The following is a 24,052-nucleotide window of genomic DNA, read 5'->3' on the forward strand; positions in this document are numbered from 1 at the left end:
ATAGTGACCTGTGCTCAAACGGTCCTGAATTCTCGTTCAAGATCTGAGAACGCGGTTTTGAATGCCTTTCTTGCCCTGGCGAGTAATGACTGCACGGCAATTTCACCAATATCAAGTCGGTGAGCAATTTCAGATACGCTTAAGCCCTCGATATATTTCAGTTCAAGTGCGGCACCGTAACTGTTTGGCAATAAATCCAGAGAGGTCTGGACCAGAGTCCTGAGATCGTCGTCATGCAGGGACTGAAATTCACCACCGATGCCAGCCGGCATACTCTCGATGGCGGTACGCAGATTGGTATTTTCATCGATGCTGCTGGTCAATTCTTGCTTGTGTCCAAGTTTCTTATACCAGTGTGATATTTCATTGCGCGCAATCTGGCACAGCCATGTGAACAATGACGCTTCGCCGCGATATCGTGACAGTCCATGCATGGCGTTCACCAACACTTGCTGGACGATGTCTTTGCACGTTTCTTCATCGCCGATCCGGAGCCGGCAGAAACGAAATATCCTGGGGAAATAGGTGTCATAAAAGCGTGTGAATGCTGGTTCACTACCGCTAAGTAAGCTGGTGACCAGGGCGAGGTCTTCTTTATGTTCTGGCACGACAATACCTATAGGGCTTACTTGCTTTTGTCATGAGAGTGCGCTGAAGGGCAAAATCAATCGCGGACGGGCAAATATTTACTGCTGATCACCTGTCACGGCGGTAATCAGGTCTTTTTTGGCTGTTTATTGATCAATTTGGGGCTATGCAAACTGCCCGATTCAGTCAGGTGTTAGTGTTGGGACATGTCGAGTTGATCTTTTTAGCACCGCTTTCGCCCAAAAGATACCTTCCGTTCAAGTAGCGTACGTGGCATGAAAATACCCCCGAGCGACACCTGGAGCGGTAATAATTTGTTCTGGATTGGGTGCTTTTTATACTCTTTGCTACACTCTTATCAATAATCGCAATAATTTTTTACGTATGGCAGCCATTCCGAAATTACCGGCTGAGTACATCAGTCAGAAAATCCCACCGCTCGGTGCAAGTCTTCAGGCACTGCCTCCTTATTTTGTTGCGAAATACATCCGATGCAGTCGTTTCCATAAAGAATATGTGTCCCTTAGGGGAATTGCCCGCTTACAACACGGTTGCAGACAGGATGGCAATTAGCGATTAGTGTCTTCCTCTGCACCTTTTGGTTGGCGGGAGAATATTGCGACGAATTTGATATCCAGGGATGAATGTAAAAGGAGAACGCTATGAGTTACAGCGAAGATCTCGTTGAAAGAGTTCGCGATCTGCTGCACGAAAATGAGGGGCTCACCGAAAAGCAGATGTTTGGTGGTCTCGCATTTATGCTCAATGGCAACATGGCCTGTGGTGTGGTGGGCCAGGAACTGATGGTGAGAGTGGGGCCGGAAAACTATGACGAGGCGCTCAGTGAGCGTTATACCCGCCCGATGGATTACACCGGCCGGCCACTTAAAGGTATGGTGTATGTAGAAGAGGATGCCATTGCGGCCGACCTTGATGGCTGGGTAAACCGAGGTGTCGAATTTGCGGGCAATTTGCCACCCAAATGAGCTTTACCAGAAAATGCGCCGGAAAACCCGGCGCCAGGCACTTTCCAGCCACTTAGCTTAAAGGCCAGTTTCGAATTGGCCCGGATCATCCAGTTTTGAGGATGGGGTGAGGCCGTCAATTTCAATGGTGAGGTGGAATACCTGCGGGCATCGTTGCTTTAACTCTGCTTCCAGTTCATCAATCAACTCTTCCGTCGCTTCCAGTGTGGCCTGAACGGTGGCCCTGGTTTCCGCATACTCCAGTACCGATTCTGTGCGGCGTTGCTCCGGAACTCGCTCCAGCAGTTCGCGCTCGTGCTTGGCAATACGTTGCTGCAAGTTGCGCATTAATACCTCTTCACGCAATTCGATTTCCGCCACCACCACGGTGTGGGTGTCGTCCACGATGACCGAACGCAGGTCATGATAGCGCTCGATTTCCCGGTGATTCTTGATGATGTCGTGAAATGCGCGCTCAGCGCTCTGGTCGCGCACACTGGTGAGATAGCGCATATTGATCTTGCCGAGGAAGATGGCGGTGAGCCCCAGCATCAGCGCAATCAACACCGAGAAGCCGATATCCCACTGGGGATTGCCGGTGGAATAGGTCATGCCGATACCGGTAGCCGCCAGAATCACGCCGGTGACAGCGATGGAGTCCTCCAGTAGCACCGCAAGCAGCGTCGGATCGTCCGCCTTCATCAGATACGCAAAGGGGTTGCGCCGGCCCGCTGCGCGCATGCGTGTCAGGAACTCCTTGCCCGCCACCAGTAATACGTAGCCTTCCAGCACAAAGGCGATCAGCAACACCACCGCGGATATCCAAACCGGCGCTATTTCCAGCCCCAGGAAGGATACAGATTCGGGGGGGAGGGTATGTGACAGGTTATGCCATGCGTGCCAGGCGTGGGCGAGGCCGAGGCCACAACCGATGGAGAACAGGCCAATGGCGCTCCACAGGTTCCACAGGTATTTCTTCTGGCCATGGCCGAAGGCGTACTCCCGGTCTGCCGGGAGCCCGCCGCGTTTGAGGCCGATGAGCAGGAATACCTGATTGAGGGTATCCATTAAGCTGTGTACTGCTTCGTTCATCATCGCGGCGGAGTGGGTCACCAGTGCCGCGATACCTTTTAACACCGTAATGATGGCATTGACACAGATTGCATAAACAACGGCTTTCTTTGAGCCTTGGGCCATGGTTTCCCCCAATTACTGGAAACAGCTAAGTCGTAATTCCGATTTGAACATTTTTGCGTCATCCCGGATGAGTGTTGCGCGGGGACAGAAGAGTATAGAAAACGAAGTCTGTTTCCAGCCCCTTGAATAAATAAATCCTACTGCGCCATACCGGTCTGCATCCGTTACTGCATGCCTATACTTTTCGAGGCTTGGTGTTCGTGCCTGTCATTGTTTACTTTTTTTCCAGCGGTAGATGTATCTGATGTCCCAAATATGTCGCGTTTTTTTATGGATAGCACTGCTGTTTTCCGCGTCATTCGCCAATGCGGCGGACAAGCCAAACATCCTCATCATATGGGGGGATGACATTGGCATGTGGAACGTCAGTGCCTATCACCGCGGCATGATGGGTGGATCGACGCCCAACATTGACCGTATTGCCAAAGACGGCATGATTTTCATGGACCACTATGCCCAGGCGTCCTGTACCGCCGGTAGGGCGGCCTTTATTACCGGGCAATATCCGATGCGTACCGGGTTAAGCACCGTGGGATTACCTGGTGCGGAACAAGGAATCAAGGAAGTAACGCCGACCTTGGCGGAAATGCTTAAAGCCCAAGGCTATGTTACCGGCCAGTTCGGCAAGAATCACTTGGGTGACCGCGATGAACACCTACCTACCAATCACGGCTTTGACGAGTTCTTCGGCATTCTCTACCACCTGAATGCCGGGGAATATCCGGAACAGTACGACTACCCCCAGGATCCGGCCATTCAGAAAAAATTCGGCCTGAAAATGCGCGGGGTGATTCACTCCAAAGCACTCGCCGATGGCAAGCAACAAATCGAAGATATGGGTGCCTGGGGTAAGGAACGTCAGCGAAACCTCGACTGGGAAGTGCTGGAGCAATCCAAGCGCTTTATTACCGAGTCGGTCAAGTCGGGAAAGCCGTTTTTCGTTTGGCATAACACCACGCGGATGCACTACCGCACCAATTTAAATAAAAAATATGCGGGAAAAACCGGCTATGGCATCTATGCCGACGGTATGGCGGAACTGGATGATATCGTCGGTGAGTTACTGAATCTGCTGGATCAGCTCGGCGTCGCGGACAATACGCTGGTTATGTTCTCCACCGATAACGGTGCAGCATCCAATTCCTGGCCGGATGGCGGCAACCAGCCGTTCCATGGGGAGAAGGGCGTTGGCGGCTGGGAAGGCGGGTTCCGTGTACCCATGATGGTCAAATGGAAAGGCCATATCCCGGCAGGCTCTTCCACCGGGGAGTTTATGACGATGGAGGACTGGATCCCCACCATCATGTCTCTGGTCGGGGTAACAGACATTAAAGAGAATCTGCTCGCGGGTACCAAGATTGGTAGCAGGAATTTCAAGGTACACCTGGATGGCTATGACCAGAGTGATCTGGTTCTGAATCAGGGCAAGACAAAACGCAAAGAGTTCTACTACTTCACCGAGACTACCTTCCATGGTATGCGTTATGGCGACTGGAAATTTCTGTTTATCGATCAGGAAGAGTGGTTCCGTGCCGCCCAGATTCCACTGACGACCCCCTATATCATTAATCTGAAGCTGGATCCGTTTGAGCGCTTTATTGATGCACGCGGATACGATGAATGGGCGGAAAACCGCAGTTGGACTCTCGGGCCGGCAGCGGGGCAGATTCAGCAATTCATCCAAACCTTTAAGGAGTTTCCACCGGTTCAAAAGAGTATGTCCGTGCAGGTGGACGAAGTGAGCAAATTGATCAATTCACTCGCCGCGCAGTAGTTTGCCAATACACGCCGGGCTGCATACAGGATGTGTAGTTACTGCCCCGTTACTTTTCATCGTCACTCCGCAAAGGTAGAGACGCTGAAAGTCGGGGCAGAGCCGTTTCAATACATGGTCACCAGGGAAGGAAGACATGAATAGGCAAGGGTTCGCTTTTTCGGTTCTCGCAGCGGTAATTGCGCTGTCGGCCTGCGATGGAGAAAAGGAAAGCAAAGTCGCGGCGGAAGTCGAGATAGAGCAGGAGGTCACCAGGGCCGAAGGCAAGCCCCAGGTAGAGCAGGGGGATAAGCCCGTTGCGGAAAGCACCGCGCAGAATGAGCAAATCATCGGCGAGGAGTTTGGCGCCGATACCGCCCTCGTTACCCCTCCCGCCCATCCCGCCCGAGCCTATTTCGGCGATACCCATGTGCACACCGGCTGGTCCGCGGATGCGGGCATGGACGGGGCTATCCTCACACCGGAGGATGCCTACCGCTTTGCACTGGGTGAAGAGGTGAAATCCAACACCGGGCTCAAGGCCAAGCTCAGCCGGCCTTACGACTGGTTCATGATCACTGACCACTCCGACGGTATGGGCGTAATCAATGAGATTATCGCCGCCAATCCGGAGATGATGGCAGACGAGACGCTCAAACGCTGGCACGACGCGCTGACGTCGGGAGACGAGAAGGCTGCCTCTGCCGCCAAAAGCGAACTGATCGTCATGCAGTCCCAGGGCAAACTGCCCAAGATCGTAATGGATCCCAAGTGGATGAAATCCGCGTGGGAAAAAACCGTGGATGCGGCGGACAAGTTCTACAAGCCTGGTGATTTCTCCACCTTCATCGCCTACGAATGGACGGTGAACGCCGACGGCGGCGACAACCTGCACCGCAATGTCATCTTCCGTGACGATGGCAGTAAGATCCGCAGCCTGTTGCCCCTCACCACCTTCCAGACTCAGGACCCGGAAAAGCTCTGGGCCTGGATGAAGGCGTACGAGGACAAGACCGGTGGCCGGGTACTGGCGATTCCGCACAACGGCAATATGTCCAACGGGCGCATGTTCGAGGAGAAGCGTTTCGACGGTTCACCGATGACCAAGGAGTGGGCCGAAATGCGTGCCCGTTACGAGCCCCTGTACGAACTCACCCAGATCAAGGGGCAGAGCGAGTCCCACCCGAGCCTGTCACCGGAAGACGAATTCGCAGATTGGGATCTGTGGGACCGGGGTAACCTGATCTTGAAGCCGAAACCGCCGGGCTCCTTCCCCTACGAGTACTGGCGCCCGGCACTGAAGGCGGGGATGCGCCTCGAAGACCAGCTGGGCGTCAACCCATTCCAGTACGGTGCCAATGCCGGTACCGATACGCATACCGGACTGTCCACCGCGGACGACGACAATTTCTTCGGAAAATTCAAAACCCTTGAACCCAGCAACAAGACCCGTTGGGACTATCCACTGCTCACCGGTCCTACCGACGCTTATGTGGGGTGGGAGCAGGCGGCCTCCGGTATCACCGGGGTGTGGGCCACAGAAAATACCCGCGAAGCCATCTGGGACGCGATGATGCGCAAGGAAACCTTTGCCACCACCGGCCCGCGCATGACGGTGCGTTTCTTTGGCAGCTTTGATTTTGAGAAGGCCGATGCAGAAGGGGACCTGGCTGCGGCGGGATACGCAAAAGGCGTCCCCATGGGCGGCAAACTTAAAGGGAAAACAGGCGGCAAGCACATCAAGTTTCTGGTTGCCGCGATGAAAGACCCGGAAGGGGCCAACCTGGATCGGGTGCAGATCATCAAGGGCTGGGTGGATGGCAATGGTGATACCCACGAAAAGGTATACAACGTCAAATGGTCCGGCAACCGCAAGATGGATGGGCAGGGGCATATCCCGCATGTGGGCAACACCGTGAATCTCAAAAATGCCACCTACAGCGAAGACATTGGCGATGCGCAGCTGTATGGCTATTTCGAAGACAAGGAATTCAACCCGGCGCACAAGGCGGTGTACTACGTACGCGTGCTGCAAATTCCGACGCCGCGCTGGACGCTTTACGACAAGGTGAGAAACAAGATCGATATGGACAAGAAAGTGCCGATGGTTCAGCAGGAGCGCGCTTTCTCCAGTCCCATCTGGTACACCCCGTGAATTCGTTTATTCATTAAAAATCGCCGACCGAGGAATTTCCCATGCGATACCTGAGCTGTTTGCTGATGGCGGTGTTGCTAGCTGCTTGCAGCGGCAAAAATGAGCCCAAGAAGGTGGAATCCGATGAGCCTCTGGGACTGGATGCCACCGCTGAGGTGGAAGAGCCGGAAGTCACTGAGAAGGCGAACGCTACCAGCGAGGCCGGCGCCACAACGTCAAGCGCGGATAACGACAGTGATATCCCCAAAAACCCACTGCGTGATGCCTACTTCGGTGAACTGCATATCCACACCGCCTATTCACTGGATGCCTATATCTTCGGCAACGCACTGAATGACCCTTTCAGTGCGTACCGGTTTGCCAAGGGCGAGACGGTGAAGTTGCCCACCGGTGTGGAGAAAAAAATCGTTGCGCCATTGGACTTCGTTGCGATTACCGATCACGCGGAGGCCTTGGGCGAGTACGAGATCTGCACCAACCCGGATATGAAGGGCTATAACACAGAAACTTGTAAGGGGATGCGTGCCAACGAGATCAAGTATTTCCAGGAAGTGTTTGCCGGTGTTTCCAAGGTGCCGGCGAAGCGCCTGGTGGAAATCTGCGGTGAGGACGGCAAAACCTGTGTGGATGCCGTGTCCGGCCCCTGGAGTCGCATCCAGCAGGCGGCCGCAGAAAATTACGAGCCCGGGAAATTCACTTCCCTGGTGGCATTTGAATATTCCGCCGGTGCCCCGGAAGGCGGCGGCGGCATGATGCACCGCAATGTGATTTTCCGCAGTGACAAGGTGCCGCAGACGGTGTTCTCCGCGTTTGAAGGCAAACCGGAAGACCTGTTGCGCTGGCTCGAGACCACCTGCACCGGCGATTGCCAGGTGCTGACCATTCCCCACAATCCCAATTTCTACTGGGGGCGTCTCTATTGGGGCAAGAACTCCGATGGCAGTGAGTGGACCCAGGATATGGTCGAACTGCGCGAGCGCATGGACCGCCTGGTGGAGGTCATGCAGGTCAAGGGCAATTCAGAGTGCCAGGACGGCATCATGACTTCGGATGAGTCCTGCAACTTTGAAATGGTGTTCCAGAAGTGTACCGGCGACAACACGGTCGGCTGTACCAATGAATATGGACTGGTGCGCAATGGCCTGAAGTTTGGCCTGCGCCACCAGGAAAACCTGGGTGTAAACCCGTTTAAGCAGGGGATTATCGGCTCCACCGACAACCACAACGGTACCCCCAGTGATACCACCGAGAGCGACTTCGAAGGCCACTACGCGAATAACGATGGCACCCCCGAAGTGCGCCTGGGCCTGAAACCCAACCCCACCGCCCTCGCCATGGGGCTCAAGGCTGAGGACGACCCCACCAAACTCTACAACCCCGGCGGTATCGCGGGAGTCTGGGCAGAGAGCAATACCCGCGAGGGCATCTGGGATGCGCTGCATCGCAAGGAAACCTTCGGTACCAGTGGCACCCGTACCAAAATCCGCCTGTTCGCTGGCTACGACTTTCCCGCTGACCTGGCCACAAAAAACAACTGGGTAGAGGTGGGCTACCAGACCGGCGTGCCCCAGGGCGGCGACCTGGGCGAGGCGCCGGACGGCAAGGCGCCGACCCTGATGGTGTGGGCGCAGCGCGACCCCAACAGTGCCCCGCTGGCGCGCCTGCAGATCATCAAGGGCTGGCGCACCGCCGATGACAAGCTGGAAGAAATGACCTACGACGTCGCCTGTTCCGATGGCGCCACACCGGATGCGAAAACCCATCAGTGCCCGGACAACGGCGCCACCGTCAATCTGGAAGACTGTTCCATCAGTACCGACAAGGGTGACGCACAACTGGCGGCGACCTGGACGGACCCGGACTTTGACCCGGAGGAACACGCGTTTTACTACGCCCGCGTACTGGAAAACCCGGTATGCCGCTGGAGCATGTACGACGCGAAAAAAGCCAAGGTCGCATATCCCAAGGAATTGCAAAAAACCATTCGCGAGCGGGCCTGGTCTTCACCGATCTGGTACACGCCGTGATCAAGGGTTAAAGAGGTAGATTGAAATGTTGCAGGCAAGGACGTCCCTAGCTACAGCCACGGGTGTCGCGGCATCGGCACTGGTGTTTTCCCTGGCGATAAGTGGTTGCTCCCGGGAGGCTGGGCCACCAGTCTCGAAAACGGAACCGCCCGCAGTCGAGGTAGTTGAAACAGCGGAACAAATTTCCCATCCGGACAAAAGCGCTGCGGCGAGAGATGCGGTTAAACCCGACGGTGGTTCCTGGCCCGACCGCAAACATCTGCCCAACGACCTGTCGCCATTTGAAGGCAAGATTGGCAAAACCTACAAGGAGTCGGAGTCCAGCTGGCAGCAGGTACCCACGGCGCCGGAGGGCGCCCCCAATGTGATCGTCATTCTGCTGGACGACGTCGGTTTCGGTCAGACCTCCACCTTTGGCGGCTTGATTCCGACGCCCAATCTGGATGAACTCGCGGCACAGGGGCTGCGCTACAACCGCTTTCATACCACCGCCATCTGCGGGCCATCGCGGGCGGCGCTGTTGACCGGACGCAATCACCATCAGGCGGGCAGCGGCTTCCTGATGGAGTGGGCCACCGGCTTCCCCAGCTATTCCTCCTACATTCCGAAAGACACCGCGACGGTGGCGGAGGTGCTGAAAGACAACGGCTACAGCACCTGGTGGTTCGGCAAGAACCACAACACGCCGGACTGGGAGGCAACGGTCTCCGGTCCGTTTGACCGCTGGCCCACGGGGCTCGGCTTCGATTACTTCTACGGCTTCAATGCGGGTGAGACCCATCAGTACTATCCGGTGCTGTTTGAAAACACCGTGCCGGTGGAGCCGGACAAGTCGCCCGAAGAGGGCTACCACTTCATGACGGATATGACCGACAGGGCCATTGAACGCATGAAGTTCGCGAAATCCGTGGCGCCGGAGAAGCCATTTTTCATGTACTTTGCCCCCGGCGCCATGCATGCGCCCCATCACGTCACCGCCGAGTGGCGTGAAAAATTCAAGGGCAAGTTCGATATGGGCTGGGACAAATACCGTGAGGAGGTGTTCCAGCGCCAGAAGGACATGGGCGTAGTGCCCGCCAATACTGAACTGACGCCGCGACCGGATTGGGTCCCAGCGTGGGATACCCTCGATGACAAACAAAAGAAGGTGTACAACGCGCTGTTTGAAAATTTCGCCGGTTATTTCGCGTTTACCGACCATGAAATCGGGCGCCTGATCGATGCGGTGGACGAATTGCCGGACGCGGACAACACCCTGGTGATCTATATCGTCGGCGATAATGGCGCGTCGGCCGAGGGCGGCCCCGATGGCACCCTGAATGAAATCAAGAGCCTGAATGGTCTGCCAACCAGCATCGATGAAATTCTGAAAAACCTGGACAAGCTGGGCGGACCGGAGTCCGAGCCGCACTATCCCGTCGGTTGGGCCTGGGCCGGCAATACCCCGTTCCAGTGGGTGAAGCAGGTGGCATCGCACCTGGGCGGCACCCGCAACCCGATGGTGATCCGCTGGCCGGCAAAAATTAAGCACGACGACCAGCCCCGCGATGCTTTCCTGCATCTGGTCGATGTAATGCCGACGATTCTCGAGGCGGCCCATGTGCCGATGCCGGACACCGTCAATGGCATCGAGCAGAAGCCACTGGTTGGGGAGTCGTTTTTTTCAAGTTTCACCGATCCAGAATTTGCCGGGCGCCCGCAGCAGTACTTCGAAGTATTCAGCAACCGCTCCATGTACGCGGATGGCTGGAAGGCCAACGCCCAGCATACACTGCCCTGGCGGCAGGACCTGGCACCGGGCAACTGGGAGAAAGACCGCTGGGAACTCTACAACCTTGACGAGGATTTTTCCGAGGCCAACGACCTGGCCGCAGACAACCCGGACAAGCTGGCAGAGTTAAAGAAAAAATTCGACGAGGCGGCGAAGCAAAACGACGTCTACCCGATGGATGACCGCGGTGCGGGCCGGCTGGCCATTCCCAAGCCGCCGGTACCTGGTGCTAACACCAAATCCAAAACCTACACCTACTATCCCGGCGCCATCCGTATTCCGGAAGTGGCCGGGCCGTCGATGAAAAATGCCTCCTGGACCCTGACCGCTAATGTGAAAGCCGACGGCGCCAAGACCGAGGGTGTGATTCTGGCGGTGGGCGGTGTGGCCGCGGGGCTTGTGCTGTATCTCGACAAGGGCGTGCCGGTTTTCGATTACAACTTCTTCGAGGAGCACACCACGCTCAAAGGCAGCAAGCCGGTGTCCGGTGACGCCACTATCGAAGTGGACTTCGATTACCAGGGCGAAAAGCCCGGTGGCCCCGCGAAGCTGACGCTCAAGGTCAATGGTGAGTCCGTCGCTACCGGTGAAATGAAACAGACCATCGCCGGCCGTTTCGGCATCGACACCTTTGGTATCGGCGAAGACACCGGGCAACCGGTGACCCATGAATACCAGCCGCCGAATGCCTTCACCGGCGAAATTGAGAAAGTTGTGGTTGAAATGAAGTAACCACTTATACGGGGAATGCAGACACAACGTGACAGTGAATGTTGCTTGTATGCGACCCGACACCGCATGAACAAGGAGTTTCGTTATGCGTGTATTGCTATCGGCGTTATTCATTCCTCTCGTTATCGCCGGGTGCGGCGATAGCGGCGGAGATTCGGGAATCCGGGCGAGTTTACCCGGTGTCGCATCCGCCAAGGCCGCGCCCCAATTCGTAGAGCCGGAATCGGACCAGACGGCACCGGTCAATGCCGATACCAGTCGCACCACCGCCGGCACCAAGCCGAATATCCTGCTGATCGTGTCGGATGACACCGGCTATGGGGACCTTGGGCCTTACGGCGGCGGTGTGGGACGCGGTATGCCGACACCGAATATCGACCGCATGGCGGCAGACGGCATGACCTTCTTTTCGTTTTATGCGCAGCCCAGTTGCACGCCCGGGCGCGCGGCGATGCAGACCGGTCGTATTCCCAACCGCAGCGGCATGACCACGGTAGCCTTCCAGGGGCAGGGTGGTGGCCTGCCCAAGGCCGAGTGGACACTGGGATCCGTCCTGCAAAAAGCTGGCTACAAAACCTACTTCACCGGCAAGTGGCATCTGGGAGAGTCGGACTACGCGCTGCCCAATGCCCAGGGGTACGACGTGATGGAGCACGCCTTCTTGTATCACGCCAATGCCTACACCTACGGTGATCCGGACTGGTTCCCGGATATGGACCCGGAACTGCGCAAGATGTTCTGGAATGTCACCAAGGGTTCACTGTCCGGAAATGCGGGCGAAACCGCCAAAGAGGACTGGAAGGTAAATGGCTCCTACGACGATACCCCGGACAAGGGCATCGTCGGGCTTCCCTTCCTCGACAGCTATATCGAGAAATCCGGACTTAGATTCCTGGACGATGCGGCGCGCAATCCGGGCCAGCCGTTCTTTATCAACATCAACTTTATGAAGGTGCACCAGCCCAATCTGCCGATGCCGGCGTTCAAACACAAATCCCTGTCCAAGACCAAATATGCGGATTCCCTGGTAGAGCTGGATACCCATATCGGCAATGTGATGAACAAGCTGAAGGAGCTGGGGTTGGATAAGAACACCCTGGTGTTCTACACCACCGATAACGGCGCCTGGCAGGATGTGTACCCGGACGCGGGCTACACACCGCTGCGCGGCACCAAGGGGACAGTGCGTGAAGGCGGCAACCGGGTGCCGGCCATTGCCATCTGGCCGGGCAATATCGCCCCGGGCGTACGCAACCACGATATCGTCGGTGGCCTCGACCTGATGGCGACCTTTGCGGCACTGGCCGGCATCGACCTGCCGAAGGACGATCGCGCCGGTGACCCGATTTATTTCGACAGCATCGACATGTCGCCGGTATTGTTCGGCACCGGGAAAAGCAAGCGCAATTCCTGGTTCTACTTCACCGAAGACGAATTGACACCGGGTGCCGCCCGGGTCGGCAACTACAAGGCGGTGTTCAACCTGCGCGGGGATAACGGTATGGCTACCGGCAGCCTGGCGGTGGATACTAACCTGGGCTGGAAAGGTGCGGAAAAATATGTGGCGATTGTGCCGCAGATTTTTGACCTCTGGCAGGATCCGCAGGAGCGCTACGATGTGTTTATGAACAACTACACCGAGCACACCTGGACCCTGGTGACGTTCAACAAGGCAATCACGGATTTGATGAAAACCTACGTCAAATACCCACCGAGAAAACTGCAGAGTGAGGGCTACAGCGGACCGATTACGCTCACCGAATACCAGCGCTTCAAGTGGATTCGGGATCAGCTGGAGAAGGAGGGCGTGAAGATACCATTGCCAACCGGAAACTGATTTTATCGCCGTACGTCGAAGTGTTCATGTCAAGGGGGATGGGAATGTATTTCCTATCCCCTTTTTTCTTGCAACCGTTCTGCGCTGTCAAATCGATGGCTTAGGCTGTCTTTTTCAATGAACTCTGAAAAAGTCGGCATTTGATCTACACCCACCTCATAGCGGGTCTGTTTCAGCTTCTCTTTGATTTCTTTCGTGTTTACTTCCCGCTCGATTTCTACAGTAAACTGCCGGACCTGCCTTTTTATCTGCCCAATCATCCTGCCGGTTTTGACTACCGCCTCTGGCAAACGCTCCGGTCCCAAAACCATCAATGCGATGGTGCCAACAACCAGCATTTCGAAGAAACCAATATCAAACATAAGATTTTTCTCTGATATGCGCCATCAGTGCATAGAGTCTGGCCGATGTTCGGCTCGGTCATTGCCGTTATTGGCTGGCATAGTTGCCAGGCTGTTGTCTTCGTCGCTCATGGACTTCTTAAAGCCTTTGATGGCGCCGCCCAGATCCGAGCCGATGGTTCCGAGTCGTTTCGAGCCAAACAACATGATCGCGATTGCCAAAATAATAAGAAGCTGCCAAATGCTAATGCCTGCCATTTTTCCTTCCTGCCATTGTTGATTTCTGCATGGTGATCACAAACGATCAGGCGCCCAGGGAATAAGATATTCACAAGGGCGCTGATTTTATTGTCAACGTATCGTTTGTTAGATTGCGATGCCAATATCGTTGCGGACGATATTGTCCATGGCGCGCTCAGCAACCGCGGCAATGGTCATTGAAGGATTGCAGGCGCCGGTATTTCCTGGGATCAAGGCACCGTCCAGGACATAGAGGCCGGTATGATTGTGTACCCGGCCATCCAGGTCACAAACGGATTCCATACATGCGCCACCCAGCGGGTGCCAGGTGCTGGGAAGAATGGAATGCGTATCCCCAAGCACTGCACCGGCCCCGGCGATCTTGAACATCTGCGCCATGATCTTGCTGTGAATCTTCGCGTCGCCTTCTTTTTTCCAGTCCAGGGTGAACTCGCCGGTTTCCGCGTCGTAACTCCAGGTTCCCCGCTGGTCACTGACCCCAAAGCCCACCAGTACCGTGGTTTTAAGGTCCATGCCCAATGGCGGCAGAGATGCCTGGATAATCGTGCTGGCCCAGTTTGGATTACCCCAATCCTTGCTGCCGTAAATGACGGGGCCACCCTGGATCTCGTTGCCAAACCCGTTGATCGGTCGGGTCCAGGTAACGATTCTGTCAGCATTGGTACCCCATCCCTCACCGAGTGCCGATGGCAAATTCGGGATGGTTTGCTCTGCGTCTGCTTTCAATAAAAGCTTGGTGGTGTTCACACTTCCCGCGGCCATAACCAGTGCTGTGGTCGTGATGATTTTCTTTTCCAGCAGGGTGCCGGCTTCGTCGGTGATGTTGACGTAAACCTTCCACTTGCCATCTGCATCTTTGGCAACGCTGGTGACATTGTGCAAGGTTCTTACATCGACCAGGCCGGTTGCCTCTGCCTGCGCGATGTAGGTCACATCCACAGAGTGCTTGCCGCCATTGTTCACCCCTAGCGCCGCATCGCCATTGGTGTATGCGGGGGCCATCTCGCCATTCAGTTCGCGCAGCGCAAAATCCCAATCGATCGGCATGGGAATTTTTTCGACCTCATACCCGGCTTTCTCAACACGCTGGGCGAAAATTCTCGCTACTTCGTAGTTCGGGCTGTTAATCAACTCGTCCGGAGCGGTTTCCAGCTTGAGCATTTCGGCGACACGGGGGTAGTACACTTTATCCATCGTGTCGTAATCGAGTGCTTCCGGTAGCACACGATTAAATACTTCTTTCGACGGTTGCAGCGTCATGCCCTGGTAAACCAGGGATCCGCCACCGACGCCTGCCGCACACATGACAGTCATGTTTTCACTGAATACCGGCTCGATTAACCCGGCAAATTTGATGTCGGTGTCCAACGGCAGGCCTAGCAGGCCGGGGGCTTCACTGATATCAAGATTTTGCGGTGCATTTTCTCCGAGGCTGTCCAGGGTCTCGTACCATATCGCTCGTTCATCCGGCGAACTTGCCCTGGGGAACGTATCTGCATTCGGGCCGGTCGGCCAACGAATTCCGCGCTCCAGTACCACCGATTGAATGCCCGCTTCGGCAAATCTCAGGGCGGCAATTCCACCTCCAAAACCGGAGCCTATGATCGTCACCCTTTGAATTTCTTCTGTCGTCGGAACATCGGCTATTTCTGTGTTTGCATTCACAGAATCGTCCGCATGTGTAAGGCCCACGCCACCTAACATTCCTACCGCAGTCGCGCCTACGGCGCCTCCCAAAATTAATCGACGTTTTTTATCAACCATAATAATTCCCAGTATTTTTGGTATGCGCCATTCAATAGCGCATGGAGCTTGCATTGAAGTTGGACTGTAAAGTCACTCCCGGCATCGCTAGGTTTCGAACATCGAAATTTATTTTTTTGAGAATCAGATAATTCGTGAAGCGGAAATTATCAGTGGGAAATTGGACGCTCAATCAAGAAATTATTTTTGTTTTATAAATGTGAGGGTAATCGCCGAAAAAAAAGAACGGGTTCAACTTTTTGTTCGCGACTAATTGTTCACGCGATTGCAGTTTGTCGTAGTTTTAAACCTGTAAAAAATTGACTTTTAAGTCAGGCTGAAGGCGAATTAACGAAAAATTTTTTGTGGTGTGAAAATTGTGACAACGGGGCTGAGACGTTGATCACTAAAAAGGCCCCGCATTGCGGGGCCTTTTTTACGGGTTTACTGGTGCACCATTTTAATGGGTGACGCCTTCAGTACCTCGACGCAGATCCTCTTCAATTTTCTTCAGGTTGAATGACCCTGGAGTCTGGCTTGGGGGGTAGTCCTGCATGGTTTTCAGGAACTGGGCGGCCATCTGTTGTAATGGCACCAGCACAAAGGCGCGGTCAAGCAGCCAGTTGTAGTAGCCATTGGCGTTGTGCTGGGCGCGCTCCAGCGGATCGCGGCGCAAGTTGAAGATCAGCGGTACGCGCAGTTCGGTAAAGGGTTCCATCCACACGCCAAACGCTTGCCCGCGGTTTTCCAGGAACACGGCTTTCCAGGCGTCGTAGCGCATCGCGACGATCTGACCGTCGTCATTGACATAAATGAACTGCTTGCGCGGTGATTCCTCGGTTTTGCCGGTGAAATAATCCAGCATGTTGCTGCCGTCGATATAGTTGCGGTACTTGCGACCGTTCAGGCTTACCCCTTTCAGCAACTGATCCTTAACGTTGGGGTTGCCGGCGGCGGCGGCAAAGGTGGGCAGCCAGTCTTCATGGCCAACAATGCCGTTCAGGGTTTTACCCGCGGGGAACTTGCCGGGCCAGCGCGCAAACGCAGGTACCCGGTAGGCGCCCTCCCAGTTGGAGTTTTTCTCGCTGCGGAAAATGGTTAGCCCCGCGTCCGGCCAGGTATTGAAGTGCGGGCCATTGTCGGTGGAGTAAAACACGATGGTGTTGTCGGCGATCTTCAGTTCGTCGAGCAGATCCAGTAATTTCCCCACATGCTGGTCGTGCTCGACCATGCCGTCGGCGTACATGTTGCTTTGCGGGCCGGCCAGGTTTTTGTGCGCATCCTTCACATAGGTGGGGAAGTGCATGCGGGTTGCATTCCACCACACGAAGAAGGGTTTTCCGGCATTGACCTGCTGTTTGATAAAGTCCATGGCCGCGGCGAGGGTTTCCTCATCCACGGTTTCCATGCGCTTCATGGTCAGCGGACCGGTATCCTCAATTTTGCCATCGGCCGTCGCGCGGATAACACCACGGGGGCCAAATTTTTTGCGGAACTCCGGGTCTTTCGGGTAGTCACGGTTTTCCGGTTCCTGCTCGGCATTCAGGTGGTAGAGGTTGCCGAAGAACACGTCGAAACCGTGGTTGGTTGGCAGGTGTTCGTCGCGGTCACCGAAGTGGTTCTTGCCAAACTGGCCGGTGGCATAGCCCTGGCTTTTCATCACCGTGGCAACGGTCACATCGGTCTTCTGCCACCCTTCTTTGGCGCCGGGCAGGCCGACCTTGGTCATACCGGTGCGAATGGGCACATTGCCACCCACGAACGCGGCGCGTCCGGCGGTACAGGACTGCTGACCGTAATAGTCGGTAAACGAAATCCCCTCGTTGGCGATGCGATCGATATTCGGGGTCTTGTAGCCCAGCATGCCGCGGTTGTTGAAACTGATATTCCAGAAGCCGATATCGTCGCCCCAGATCACCAGGATATTCGGTTTGTCCTGGGCCTGGGCGGCGCTATTGCCGAGGCACATCAGCGCTACGGAGGTGACCGCAATCGGCACGCGCAGCATTCGTTTCAGGTAAGAGCGAACCATTTTTTCCTCCTGGAGGATTACAGCAAAATATGTTCGATGGGAGGATTACTGTTTGGCTGGTGGGAAAACGGTTTTCCAGTCGTTTTGCATGTCGATGACGGTCCAGCCTTTTTTCCCGGCATCATCCAGTGCCTTGTCCAGTTTTCCGACATGGGATTCGCGATCGTAGGCCCACTCCCGCTCGGCATCGGTGTGGTGCAGGATGATGCCGAAGCGCGGACCGGCTCCGGCGGTGGTCCACTCCAGCATTTGATAGTCGCCATCGGAGTTGCCGGCGGCGAAAATGGGGCGCTGGCCGATGTACTGGTGAATGCCCACGGGCTTGCCCTCCTTGTCATCCACCAGATTGATTTCCGGCAATTTGATGATGATCGGCTTGCCGTCTTTCACCTCATATTTGGCCTTGAGGCTGGAACCGATTACCTGATCCGGGGGGATACCGTAGGTTTTCTCGGCAAACACCCGCATAAAATCCACTCCGCCACCGGAGACGATAAATGTCTTGAAGCCGTTTGCGCGGAGGTAGTCGAGCAGTTCCAGCTGAGGTTGGTAAACCATTTCGGTGAAGGGGCGACCGGTTTTCGGGTGGCGCGCGGTCTTCAGCCAGTCGCTGACGTTCGCGCGGAATTTTTCCGCCGTCATATTGGCGTGGGTGGCGGCGAGGATTTTCATCAATCCCTCCTTGCCACTGGCAATGACGTTTTTCATATCACCCTTGAGTACCGAGGCAAAGGGTTCCTCGGTTTTCCACTCCGGATGCTCGGGGGCCATTTTTTTGACCTGGTCGATCGCATAGATCAATTGGAAATAAACTGGCTGTTCCGCCCACAGGGTGCCGTCGTTGTCGAAGGTGGCGATGCGCTGGTTTTCCGGCACAAAATCCGGCGATCCTTTTTTCGTGACCTTTTCCACGAATTCAACAATCGCGCTTTTGGTCGGCCCTTCGTTCCAGGACGGCAGTGGGGGCGCGGCCTGGGCTGGAATGGCGTTGACCAGGAAAAAAATCAGCAGGCCCACCGTGAGCCAGGACTGGCGTCTGTACCGTGTGTTCATGAAATTTCCTCTAAACGGCGCGAGGATTTGGCAGCTAGTACCTCTATCTTTATTTACTGTAGACGGATATTTCTACAATGGCGTGTAAAGGCAAACCGGAAACCGGCTAGATGGGGTTTGTCAGGGATTCAGTGGTGGCAGTGATAGCGGATGCGGATGAGTAGAGGCCGGGCTCAATACCTCGACGGCCTGTGCCAGTTGCTGCCATGCGGTAGCGACTGCAGAACCGCCGGGTTTGCAGCCATACTGCGCCGCACCCAGGACAAGTAGTGCGGGTTGCAGTGTTTTTGCGGCGCAAGGGCGGTAGCGTTTGAATTCGGACACTGCTTTGAGGAGCGCCGGGTAATCCTGTGCTGCGCAGGCAGTTTGCAATTGCTGCCAGGCAATTTTTCCGGATGCTTTGGCCTGTTGTGCGCGTTGTGTTTTCAAGGTGCGCAGCCGGGGGACGCCCCAGCGTAGGAGCAGCCAGGTTGCCAGCCCCGCGGCGGCGAGTATGAGAAGTTTTTCCCACAGATTGGTGCCCGCCAGTGGCCCCGGACCCCGGGCGTGCACTTTGATCGCATCGATACTACTCGTCTTGATGGTGCGGTCGTCCAGGTCGTACCAGCGCAGGGTTACTGCGGGAAGGGTGCCGCGCACGCCGCTTTCGGCCACATAAGTTACGCGCTCTGTGCGGACACCGCTGGTGTCGTCGGTGCGGGGATCGATTTTGTCTTCTGCCTGGTGCGCGTCGGCGTAGGCGGCGAGGCCTTGCGGGCTTTGCGTATTCAGCAGCTGGGGAATCAACCGCACCGTCGAGCCGTCGATGGTGGCGGTGACGGTGCGGGAAAAGGCATCGCCGGCACGCAGCTTTTCCGGCTCGCCTTCAATTTCCTGTGTAAGCGTTAACTCCCGCGCGGCAATAAACGGTTTCAGTCCCTCGGCGCCTTTGGGCGTGGCGACTGCGATCGGGGGCGGCGCGAGCTTGAGGCTGGCTTCCCGGTCGCCACCGCCTGCGGGGTTCTTGTAGGTGACCTTGATCTCCCCGGCGGGGAGGCGGTAATTGCCCGGGGCCAGGGGTACGATCAGGTATTCACGGGTAACGCCCGACCAGGTATTGCCGTCGATGACACGGCTGACCGCGAGCGACGAGCGTGCGGGCAGGGTGACGGAGAGATTGGGCTGGTCAAATTCGGGAAAATCCGCCGGCCTGGTCATCCAGGTCGGCACCAATATGGTGACAAAGAGCGAAAGCGACTGGCCGGGCACGGCTTGCTCCGCCGACAGTTTGGATTCGATCAAAGGTTCATCCGCGGCGAGAACTGCTGATGCGCTAAGTAAGCAGATGACCAGTGTGAGAAAACACCGCTTCACGGACGACGCTCCGCGTTGCTCTTTGGCAAACTGTTGGCGCCGGCCGCTTCAGCGGCAAAACGCTGTTTGAGATATTCGCTGGTGCCGGTGTCGAGGGTGGACATCCACTGTTCGGCATTGACTGGATTTTCTTTCTTCGCTTTTTCCTGGGGTTGTTGCTGCTGTTCAGGCTGTTCCAGTTCGGATTCCTCGCTGTCTTCGTCCGCCGCCTGCAGTTCGTCTTCCTCCTCCCCGCGGGTGGCTTCCATATACGCGAGAATTTTCTGTGCCAGCTCCAGGTTTTTCTGTGCCCCCGGGAATTCCGGATCCAGCTGCAGCACCTGCTGGAAGGCCGCGATGGCATCCTCGTATTGCCCGGTTTTTATCTGCGCCATTGCGCGAGTGAACAGGGCTTCCGGTGTATCCAGATCGGCGAGAACGCTGGCCGCGTCTTCGAACTGTCCCGCCTGGTACAGGGCGTAGCCCTTGCGGTAAGGATCCTGAAAACTGGCAGCAGCGTGCCGGTAGTCTTGGCGGAAGCTTAACCACTGCCCCTGCTGGTCGGCGGTGAGCAGCAGGCTCAGCAGCCCGCCGTTTACTGAGGAGTTTTGCGCGCTGGTCTGGTCGGGCGTCTGGGCGGTGGCACGGTCGGGTAGATACTGTGCGCACATCAGAAACAGGGCGATGCCCGCGCCGCGGGCAAGCGCGCTGCGCGATCCATCCCTTCCAGACATCGCCCAACCGCGGCGGAACCAAAGCAACGCGAGCAGTGCGGCCGGCCACCCCAGCCACCAACCGCGGTCTTCCCATTGCAGGTTTTTGTCGGATGCCAGTGCCTGGCGGAAGGCACTGTCGAAATAGCGGTTGAGCGCGCGCAGATCACTTTTGTCCGCTGTCACCCGCTCCACCCGCGCATCGCGCACCTGGGAAACGGCGCCGCCATTCTGGTTACCCGGCGCCACCAACAGAAAACCCAAGCCATTTTTAGTGTCGCGCTGCGACAGGGCGCTGGCATCGCCTTCGCTGAGACTGTCGAGTAAAAACAGGATGCCGCCGGGTGTTTCATTCTTGGCGAGAATCTGTTCCGCGAGTTTCAGCGCCGCTGCGGCGTTTTCTCCTGATACCGGCATGACCTCTGGACTCAGTCCCTCTAAATAAGGGCGCAGCAACGCCTGGTCTTCGGTCAAGGGCACCACGCGGTGAGCACTGCCGGCGTAAGCGACCAGCGCCGTGGGGGCGCCGTCACGGGTCTCCAGCAGGTCGAGCACTTTCTGTTTGGCGCGCGCGAGACGCTCGGGCGGTACATCTTTTTCCAACATGCTGTCGCTGACTTTCAGCACCACCACCAGCGGTGTGGTTTTGGCCATCAGCGGATCCGGCAGGCGAGTCCAACTGGGGCCGGCGGTGCCGAGGGTCAGCAGCGCGAGCAGCAGGGCAATAAAATCCACTGGTTTTAAATAATGCCGGCTGCGATCGCCCACTACCAGGGCCTCGGCCAGGTGCGGGGCAATTTGCCCGCTGGTTTCGGCATCGCTGCGCTGGCTGCGGCGGAAGTGCCACCACAGCCATAAAATCAGCGGCAACAGCAGCAGCCACGCCGGGCGCAGAAAGTGGAACGCGGAGAAACCGGCGAACAGTGCGCTCATGGCGTTGTCCTGCGTTGCGCTATCCGCGCTGTACCGGGTAGCAGGCGGGCGACCAGAGCGAGTAGGCCCAGCAGCAGTGCGAGGCCCATGGGCCAGTGCGCCAGGGAGTGGTGGGGGCGGTAGGTTTCACTGTCGACCATTTTGGGCGCCAGCTTGTCGATCTGGTCGTATACCGCTGCCAGGGCCTTTTCGTCGTTGGCGAAATAAAACTGGCCGCCTGTGCGTCTGGCGATGGCCTTGAGGGTGTCCACATCCACGCGGTTTTCTTCCACTTCGCTGTCGGGGTCTCCGACGCCGATGGTGAGAATCTTGACCTTGCGCTGGGCGGCGATGGCGGCGGCGTTGATCGGGCTCATGGTACTGGCGGTGTCGCTGCCGTCACTCAACAGGATCAGCAGGCGCTGTTCCACCTCACTGCTTTCAAACTGGCGGATCGCGAGGCCGATGGCATCGCCCAGCGCGGTGTGTGGGCCGGCCATGCCCACATCGGTCTCCTGCAGTAATTCGAGCACGGTATCCAGATCGGTGGTGAGTGGCGCCTGCACGAACGCCTTGGTGCCAAATACGATCAGCGCAACGCGCTCGCCTTCGCGGCCTTCGAGAAAAGGCGTTAACACCTGTTTGACGCCGTCGAGACGCTGCAATTTTTGGCCGTCACCGGCGATAAAGTCCTCCTGCTCCATGGAGCCGGAAATATCTACGGCGACAATCAGATCCCGCGCGGGTTTTTGCAGCGTCACCGCATCGCCCTCGTATTCGGGACGTGCCAGCGCGGTGACGATCAGTGCCCAGATCAGGGCACCCAGCAGCCACTGCCAGCGACTGCGGTCGAGCACGACCGCTCCCGAGCCGGGTTTTATGCCGATGGCCTGCACCAGTTGCTGGAAAAACGGCACCCGCAGGGCGCGCACGCGCTCCCGGTGCGCGGGGGCGAATTTCCACACCAGCAGTGGCAGCGGCAACAGCACAAACGCCCAGGGCGCGGCAAAGTCGATCACGGCGGGGCCTCGGCGTTTTTGCGCGGCCAACGAAACTGACGAAAACTCGGACGCTCGACCTTGTGCTGGCGAATCCAGTCACGCGCCACCTGCGCCAGTGCGCCGGATTGCGTTGGTGCGGCTTTGCGGTAGGGGCTTTGCAACAGGGTGCGGCCAACTTCCCCAGTGAATGCGTTGCCGGGGTAGTGCTGGTTGAGAAAGCCGAGCCAGTCGTCGCCGGTCAGTGCGGCAACTTGGGTGCGCGGGTAGGCGACGAGCGCCGTGCGGCGCAGTATCTCGGCGATCCGCGCGGGATCATCCGCGGCCTGTTGCAGTTCGGCGAGCGCGGCGCGGCGATAGGCGTTGGCGCGATAGGTTTGTATTCGCCGCCAAACAAAAAATAGAAGCATCAGAAGCAGGAGCGCGCCGACACTTTTTGCGGCGGGAGTTGCCGGCCACATGGAGACCGCAGGCGGTTCCGGCGGCGGCACCAGCTGCGCGATCATATCCGGCAGGGTTTCTTCTGCCGCTGCGGGGGTGCTGTTCAGTTTGCTGCCAGTGTCTGGTTTGGCTTGGTCTTGCTGCATCCGCTTAATCCTGTGCCGAGCGCTCTTGCCCGGGTCGTGCCCGGTGGGGCATCAATCCCAGCAATCGCTGCAGTTGTGGCAGCGTGTCTTCGCCGGTGGAAAGCTGTGCTACTGGCAGCCCGTAGCGCAGATGCCAGTCGTGAATGACCTGGCGGCGTTGGCGGTTGAACTGATCCATCGCTGCCGACGTATCGGCACTGCGTGTATCCAGCGTGGCCTGCTGATCGCCGTCGGAAATGGCGCTCACCAGCGTTCTGGGTACCGCCTCGCCGGTTGGGTCTACCACGGGCACCAGAATCACATCGTTGTGGCGGGCGATGCCGCTCAACAAGCGCTCGGTAGCCGGGCCCACTACATCGAAGTCACTGATCAGAAGCACCAGGTGATCGCGCCGGGCGATATTCGCCACCGCTTGCAATACCTGGTCGAGGGAGGTGGGCTCGGCCACCGGGGCATCGGCGTGCAGCGCCTGATTCGCGCGCGCGAGTTCCGTAAGCAAGCGGGTGAGGGCGCGGCGATTGCGCTGCGGGCGCTGGCACAGCACAGCGGTGTCGGTGACCACGATGCCACCGACACGGTCGTCCTGTTCAAGAATGGCAAATGCCGCCAGTGCCGCCGCTTCCGCGGCGGTGACGGATTTCATCGCGTGGCGGGTACCGAAGAACATGGACATACGCTGGTCGACAACGATCAGCGCGGGGCGGTCGCGCTCTTCAGAGTAAACCCGTACATGGGGCTCGCCGGTGCGCGCGGTCACCTTCCAGTCGATGGCGCGCACGTCATCTGTGGGCAAATACTCCCGCAGTTCCTCGAAGTTGAGCCCGCGACCACGCAGAGAGGATACGTGGCGGCCACTCAGTACGCTGCGGGCTTTCTGCCGTGGCAGCAGCTGCAACTGGCGCGCGCTGGCCTCCAGGGATTGCAGGTGGGCGAGATCCACATGGATTCGCGAATCCTGCTCTGTGCTTTGCACCTGCCTGGGCAGGGTATCGGCGCGGGCGCGATTGCGGAAGTGTTGGTAGAGCTTGAACATTTTGGGTACTGCGGCATCTGCT

General features: G+C 57.0%; 18 protein-coding genes. 6 read left to right on the plus strand and 12 right to left on the minus strand.

Annotated features, from left to right (window positions below; all coding sequences use genetic code 11):
* Positions 1-14: 14 nt before the first annotated feature.
* Entirely contained in the window at positions 15-608 is a 594-nt protein-coding gene (locus R5R33_RS15525) for an RNA polymerase sigma factor (protein ID WP_318953609.1), read from the minus strand.
* A 642-nt stretch (positions 609-1,250) separates the two neighbouring features.
* On the opposite strand from R5R33_RS15525, the gene R5R33_RS15530 reads away from it, so the two are divergent.
* Positions 1,251-1,574: a TfoX/Sxy family protein gene (locus R5R33_RS15530; protein WP_318953610.1), complete on the plus strand. Its 324-nt coding sequence runs from the start codon at positions 1,251-1,253 to the stop codon at positions 1,572-1,574.
* A 57-nt stretch (positions 1,575-1,631) separates the two neighbouring features.
* On the opposite strand, the gene R5R33_RS15535 is transcribed toward R5R33_RS15530, so the two are convergent.
* Entirely contained in the window at positions 1,632-2,750 is a 1,119-nt protein-coding gene (locus tag R5R33_RS15535) for a cation diffusion facilitator family transporter (RefSeq protein ID WP_318953611.1), read from the minus strand.
* A gap of 235 nt (positions 2,751-2,985) precedes the next feature.
* On the opposite strand from R5R33_RS15535, the gene R5R33_RS15540 reads away from it, so the two are divergent.
* The 5 genes from R5R33_RS15540 (at position 2,986) to R5R33_RS15560 (ending at position 13,025) form a co-directional block, all read left to right on the plus strand.
* The gene (locus R5R33_RS15540; RefSeq protein ID WP_318953612.1) at positions 2,986-4,524 is read left to right on the plus strand and encodes an arylsulfatase; all 1,539 of its coding nucleotides are present in this window, start codon (positions 2,986-2,988) and stop codon (positions 4,522-4,524) included.
* 136 nt (positions 4,525-4,660) lie between these two features.
* Entirely contained in the window at positions 4,661-6,658 is a 1,998-nt protein-coding gene (locus tag R5R33_RS15545) for a DUF3604 domain-containing protein (RefSeq protein WP_318953613.1), read from the plus strand.
* Positions 6,659-6,699: 41 nt separating this feature from the next.
* Entirely contained in the window at positions 6,700-8,685 is a 1,986-nt protein-coding gene (locus tag R5R33_RS15550; protein ID WP_318953614.1) for a DUF3604 domain-containing protein, read from the plus strand.
* 25 nt (positions 8,686-8,710) lie between these two features.
* Entirely contained in the window at positions 8,711-11,188 is a 2,478-nt protein-coding gene (locus R5R33_RS15555; protein WP_318953615.1) for an arylsulfatase, read from the plus strand.
* 85 nt (positions 11,189-11,273) lie between these two features.
* Positions 11,274-13,025, plus strand: a complete 1,752-nt coding sequence (locus R5R33_RS15560) for an arylsulfatase (RefSeq protein ID WP_318953616.1) — start codon at positions 11,274-11,276, stop codon at positions 13,023-13,025.
* 53 nt (positions 13,026-13,078) lie between these two features.
* Here the strand turns inward: R5R33_RS15560 and tatB are convergent, their stop codons facing one another.
* The 10 genes from tatB to R5R33_RS15610 form a co-directional block, all read right to left on the minus strand.
* Entirely contained in the window at positions 13,079-13,387 is a 309-nt protein-coding gene (tatB, locus tag R5R33_RS15565) for a Sec-independent protein translocase protein TatB (RefSeq protein ID WP_318953617.1), read from the minus strand.
* A 24-nt stretch (positions 13,388-13,411) separates the two neighbouring features.
* The gene (gene tatA / locus R5R33_RS15570) at positions 13,412-13,624 is read right to left on the minus strand and encodes a twin-arginine translocase TatA/TatE family subunit (RefSeq protein ID WP_318953618.1); all 213 of its coding nucleotides are present in this window, start codon (positions 13,622-13,624) and stop codon (positions 13,412-13,414) included.
* A 108-nt stretch (positions 13,625-13,732) separates the two neighbouring features.
* Positions 13,733-15,391, minus strand: a complete 1,659-nt coding sequence (locus R5R33_RS15575; RefSeq protein WP_318953619.1) for a GMC oxidoreductase — start codon at positions 15,389-15,391, stop codon at positions 13,733-13,735.
* Positions 15,392-15,830: 439 nt separating this feature from the next.
* The gene (locus R5R33_RS15580; protein WP_318953620.1) at positions 15,831-17,402 is read right to left on the minus strand and encodes an arylsulfatase; all 1,572 of its coding nucleotides are present in this window, start codon (positions 17,400-17,402) and stop codon (positions 15,831-15,833) included.
* Between the two features lie 45 nt (positions 17,403-17,447).
* On the minus strand, positions 17,448-18,455 hold the full coding sequence (locus R5R33_RS15585) for an HAD family hydrolase (protein ID WP_318953621.1): 1,008 nt from the start codon (positions 18,453-18,455) through the stop codon (positions 17,448-17,450).
* Positions 18,456-18,575: 120 nt separating this feature from the next.
* Positions 18,576-19,736, minus strand: a complete 1,161-nt coding sequence (locus R5R33_RS15590) for a BatD family protein (RefSeq protein ID WP_318953622.1) — start codon at positions 19,734-19,736, stop codon at positions 18,576-18,578.
* A 68-nt stretch (positions 19,737-19,804) separates the two neighbouring features.
* A complete protein-coding gene (locus R5R33_RS15595) occupies positions 19,805-21,433 on the minus strand; it encodes a VWA domain-containing protein (RefSeq protein WP_318953623.1) in 1,629 nt (542 codons plus the stop codon).
* Positions 21,430-22,431: a VWA domain-containing protein gene (locus tag R5R33_RS15600; protein ID WP_318953624.1), complete on the minus strand. Its 1,002-nt coding sequence runs from the start codon at positions 22,429-22,431 to the stop codon at positions 21,430-21,432. Before R5R33_RS15600 ends, R5R33_RS15595 begins: the two co-directional genes overlap by 4 nt.
* Positions 22,428-22,997: a DUF4381 domain-containing protein gene (locus R5R33_RS15605; RefSeq protein WP_318953625.1), complete on the minus strand. Its 570-nt coding sequence runs from the start codon at positions 22,995-22,997 to the stop codon at positions 22,428-22,430. Before R5R33_RS15605 ends, R5R33_RS15600 begins: the two co-directional genes overlap by 4 nt.
* Before the next feature lie 4 nt (positions 22,998-23,001).
* Positions 23,002-24,030, minus strand: a complete 1,029-nt coding sequence (locus R5R33_RS15610; protein ID WP_318953626.1) for a DUF58 domain-containing protein — start codon at positions 24,028-24,030, stop codon at positions 23,002-23,004.
* Positions 24,031-24,052: the final 22 nt, after the last annotated feature.

The sequence above is a fragment of the Microbulbifer pacificus genome, assembly GCF_033723955.1.
GTDB lineage: Bacteria > Pseudomonadota > Gammaproteobacteria > Pseudomonadales > Cellvibrionaceae > Microbulbifer > Microbulbifer pacificus.

Coding starts and splice junctions, on each gene's coding strand:
- R5R33_RS15530 (WP_318953610.1), top strand. CDS start 1,251: ATGAGTTACAGCGAAGATCTCGTTGAAAGAGTTCGCGATCTGCTGCAC.
- R5R33_RS15535 (WP_318953611.1), bottom strand. CDS start 2,750: ATGGCCCAAGGCTCAAAGAAAGCCGTTGTTTATGCAATCTGTGTCAAT.
- R5R33_RS15540 (WP_318953612.1), top strand. CDS start 2,986: ATGTATCTGATGTCCCAAATATGTCGCGTTTTTTTATGGATAGCACTG.
- R5R33_RS15545 (WP_318953613.1), top strand. CDS start 4,661: ATGAATAGGCAAGGGTTCGCTTTTTCGGTTCTCGCAGCGGTAATTGCG.
- R5R33_RS15550 (WP_318953614.1), top strand. CDS start 6,700: ATGCGATACCTGAGCTGTTTGCTGATGGCGGTGTTGCTAGCTGCTTGC.
- R5R33_RS15555 (WP_318953615.1), top strand. CDS start 8,711: ATGTTGCAGGCAAGGACGTCCCTAGCTACAGCCACGGGTGTCGCGGCA.
- R5R33_RS15560 (WP_318953616.1), top strand. CDS start 11,274: ATGCGTGTATTGCTATCGGCGTTATTCATTCCTCTCGTTATCGCCGGG.
- tatB (WP_318953617.1), bottom strand. CDS start 13,387: ATGTTTGATATTGGTTTCTTCGAAATGCTGGTTGTTGGCACCATCGCA.
- tatA (WP_318953618.1), bottom strand. CDS start 13,624: ATGGCAGGCATTAGCATTTGGCAGCTTCTTATTATTTTGGCAATCGCG.
- R5R33_RS15575 (WP_318953619.1), bottom strand. CDS start 15,391: ATGGTTGATAAAAAACGTCGATTAATTTTGGGAGGCGCCGTAGGCGCG.
- R5R33_RS15580 (WP_318953620.1), bottom strand. CDS start 17,402: ATGGTTCGCTCTTACCTGAAACGAATGCTGCGCGTGCCGATTGCGGTC.
- R5R33_RS15585 (WP_318953621.1), bottom strand. CDS start 18,455: ATGAACACACGGTACAGACGCCAGTCCTGGCTCACGGTGGGCCTGCTG.
- R5R33_RS15595 (WP_318953623.1), bottom strand. CDS start 21,433: ATGAGCGCACTGTTCGCCGGTTTCTCCGCGTTCCACTTTCTGCGCCCG.
- R5R33_RS15605 (WP_318953625.1), bottom strand. CDS start 22,997: ATGCAGCAAGACCAAGCCAAACCAGACACTGGCAGCAAACTGAACAGC.
- R5R33_RS15610 (WP_318953626.1), bottom strand. CDS start 24,030: ATGTTCAAGCTCTACCAACACTTCCGCAATCGCGCCCGCGCCGATACC.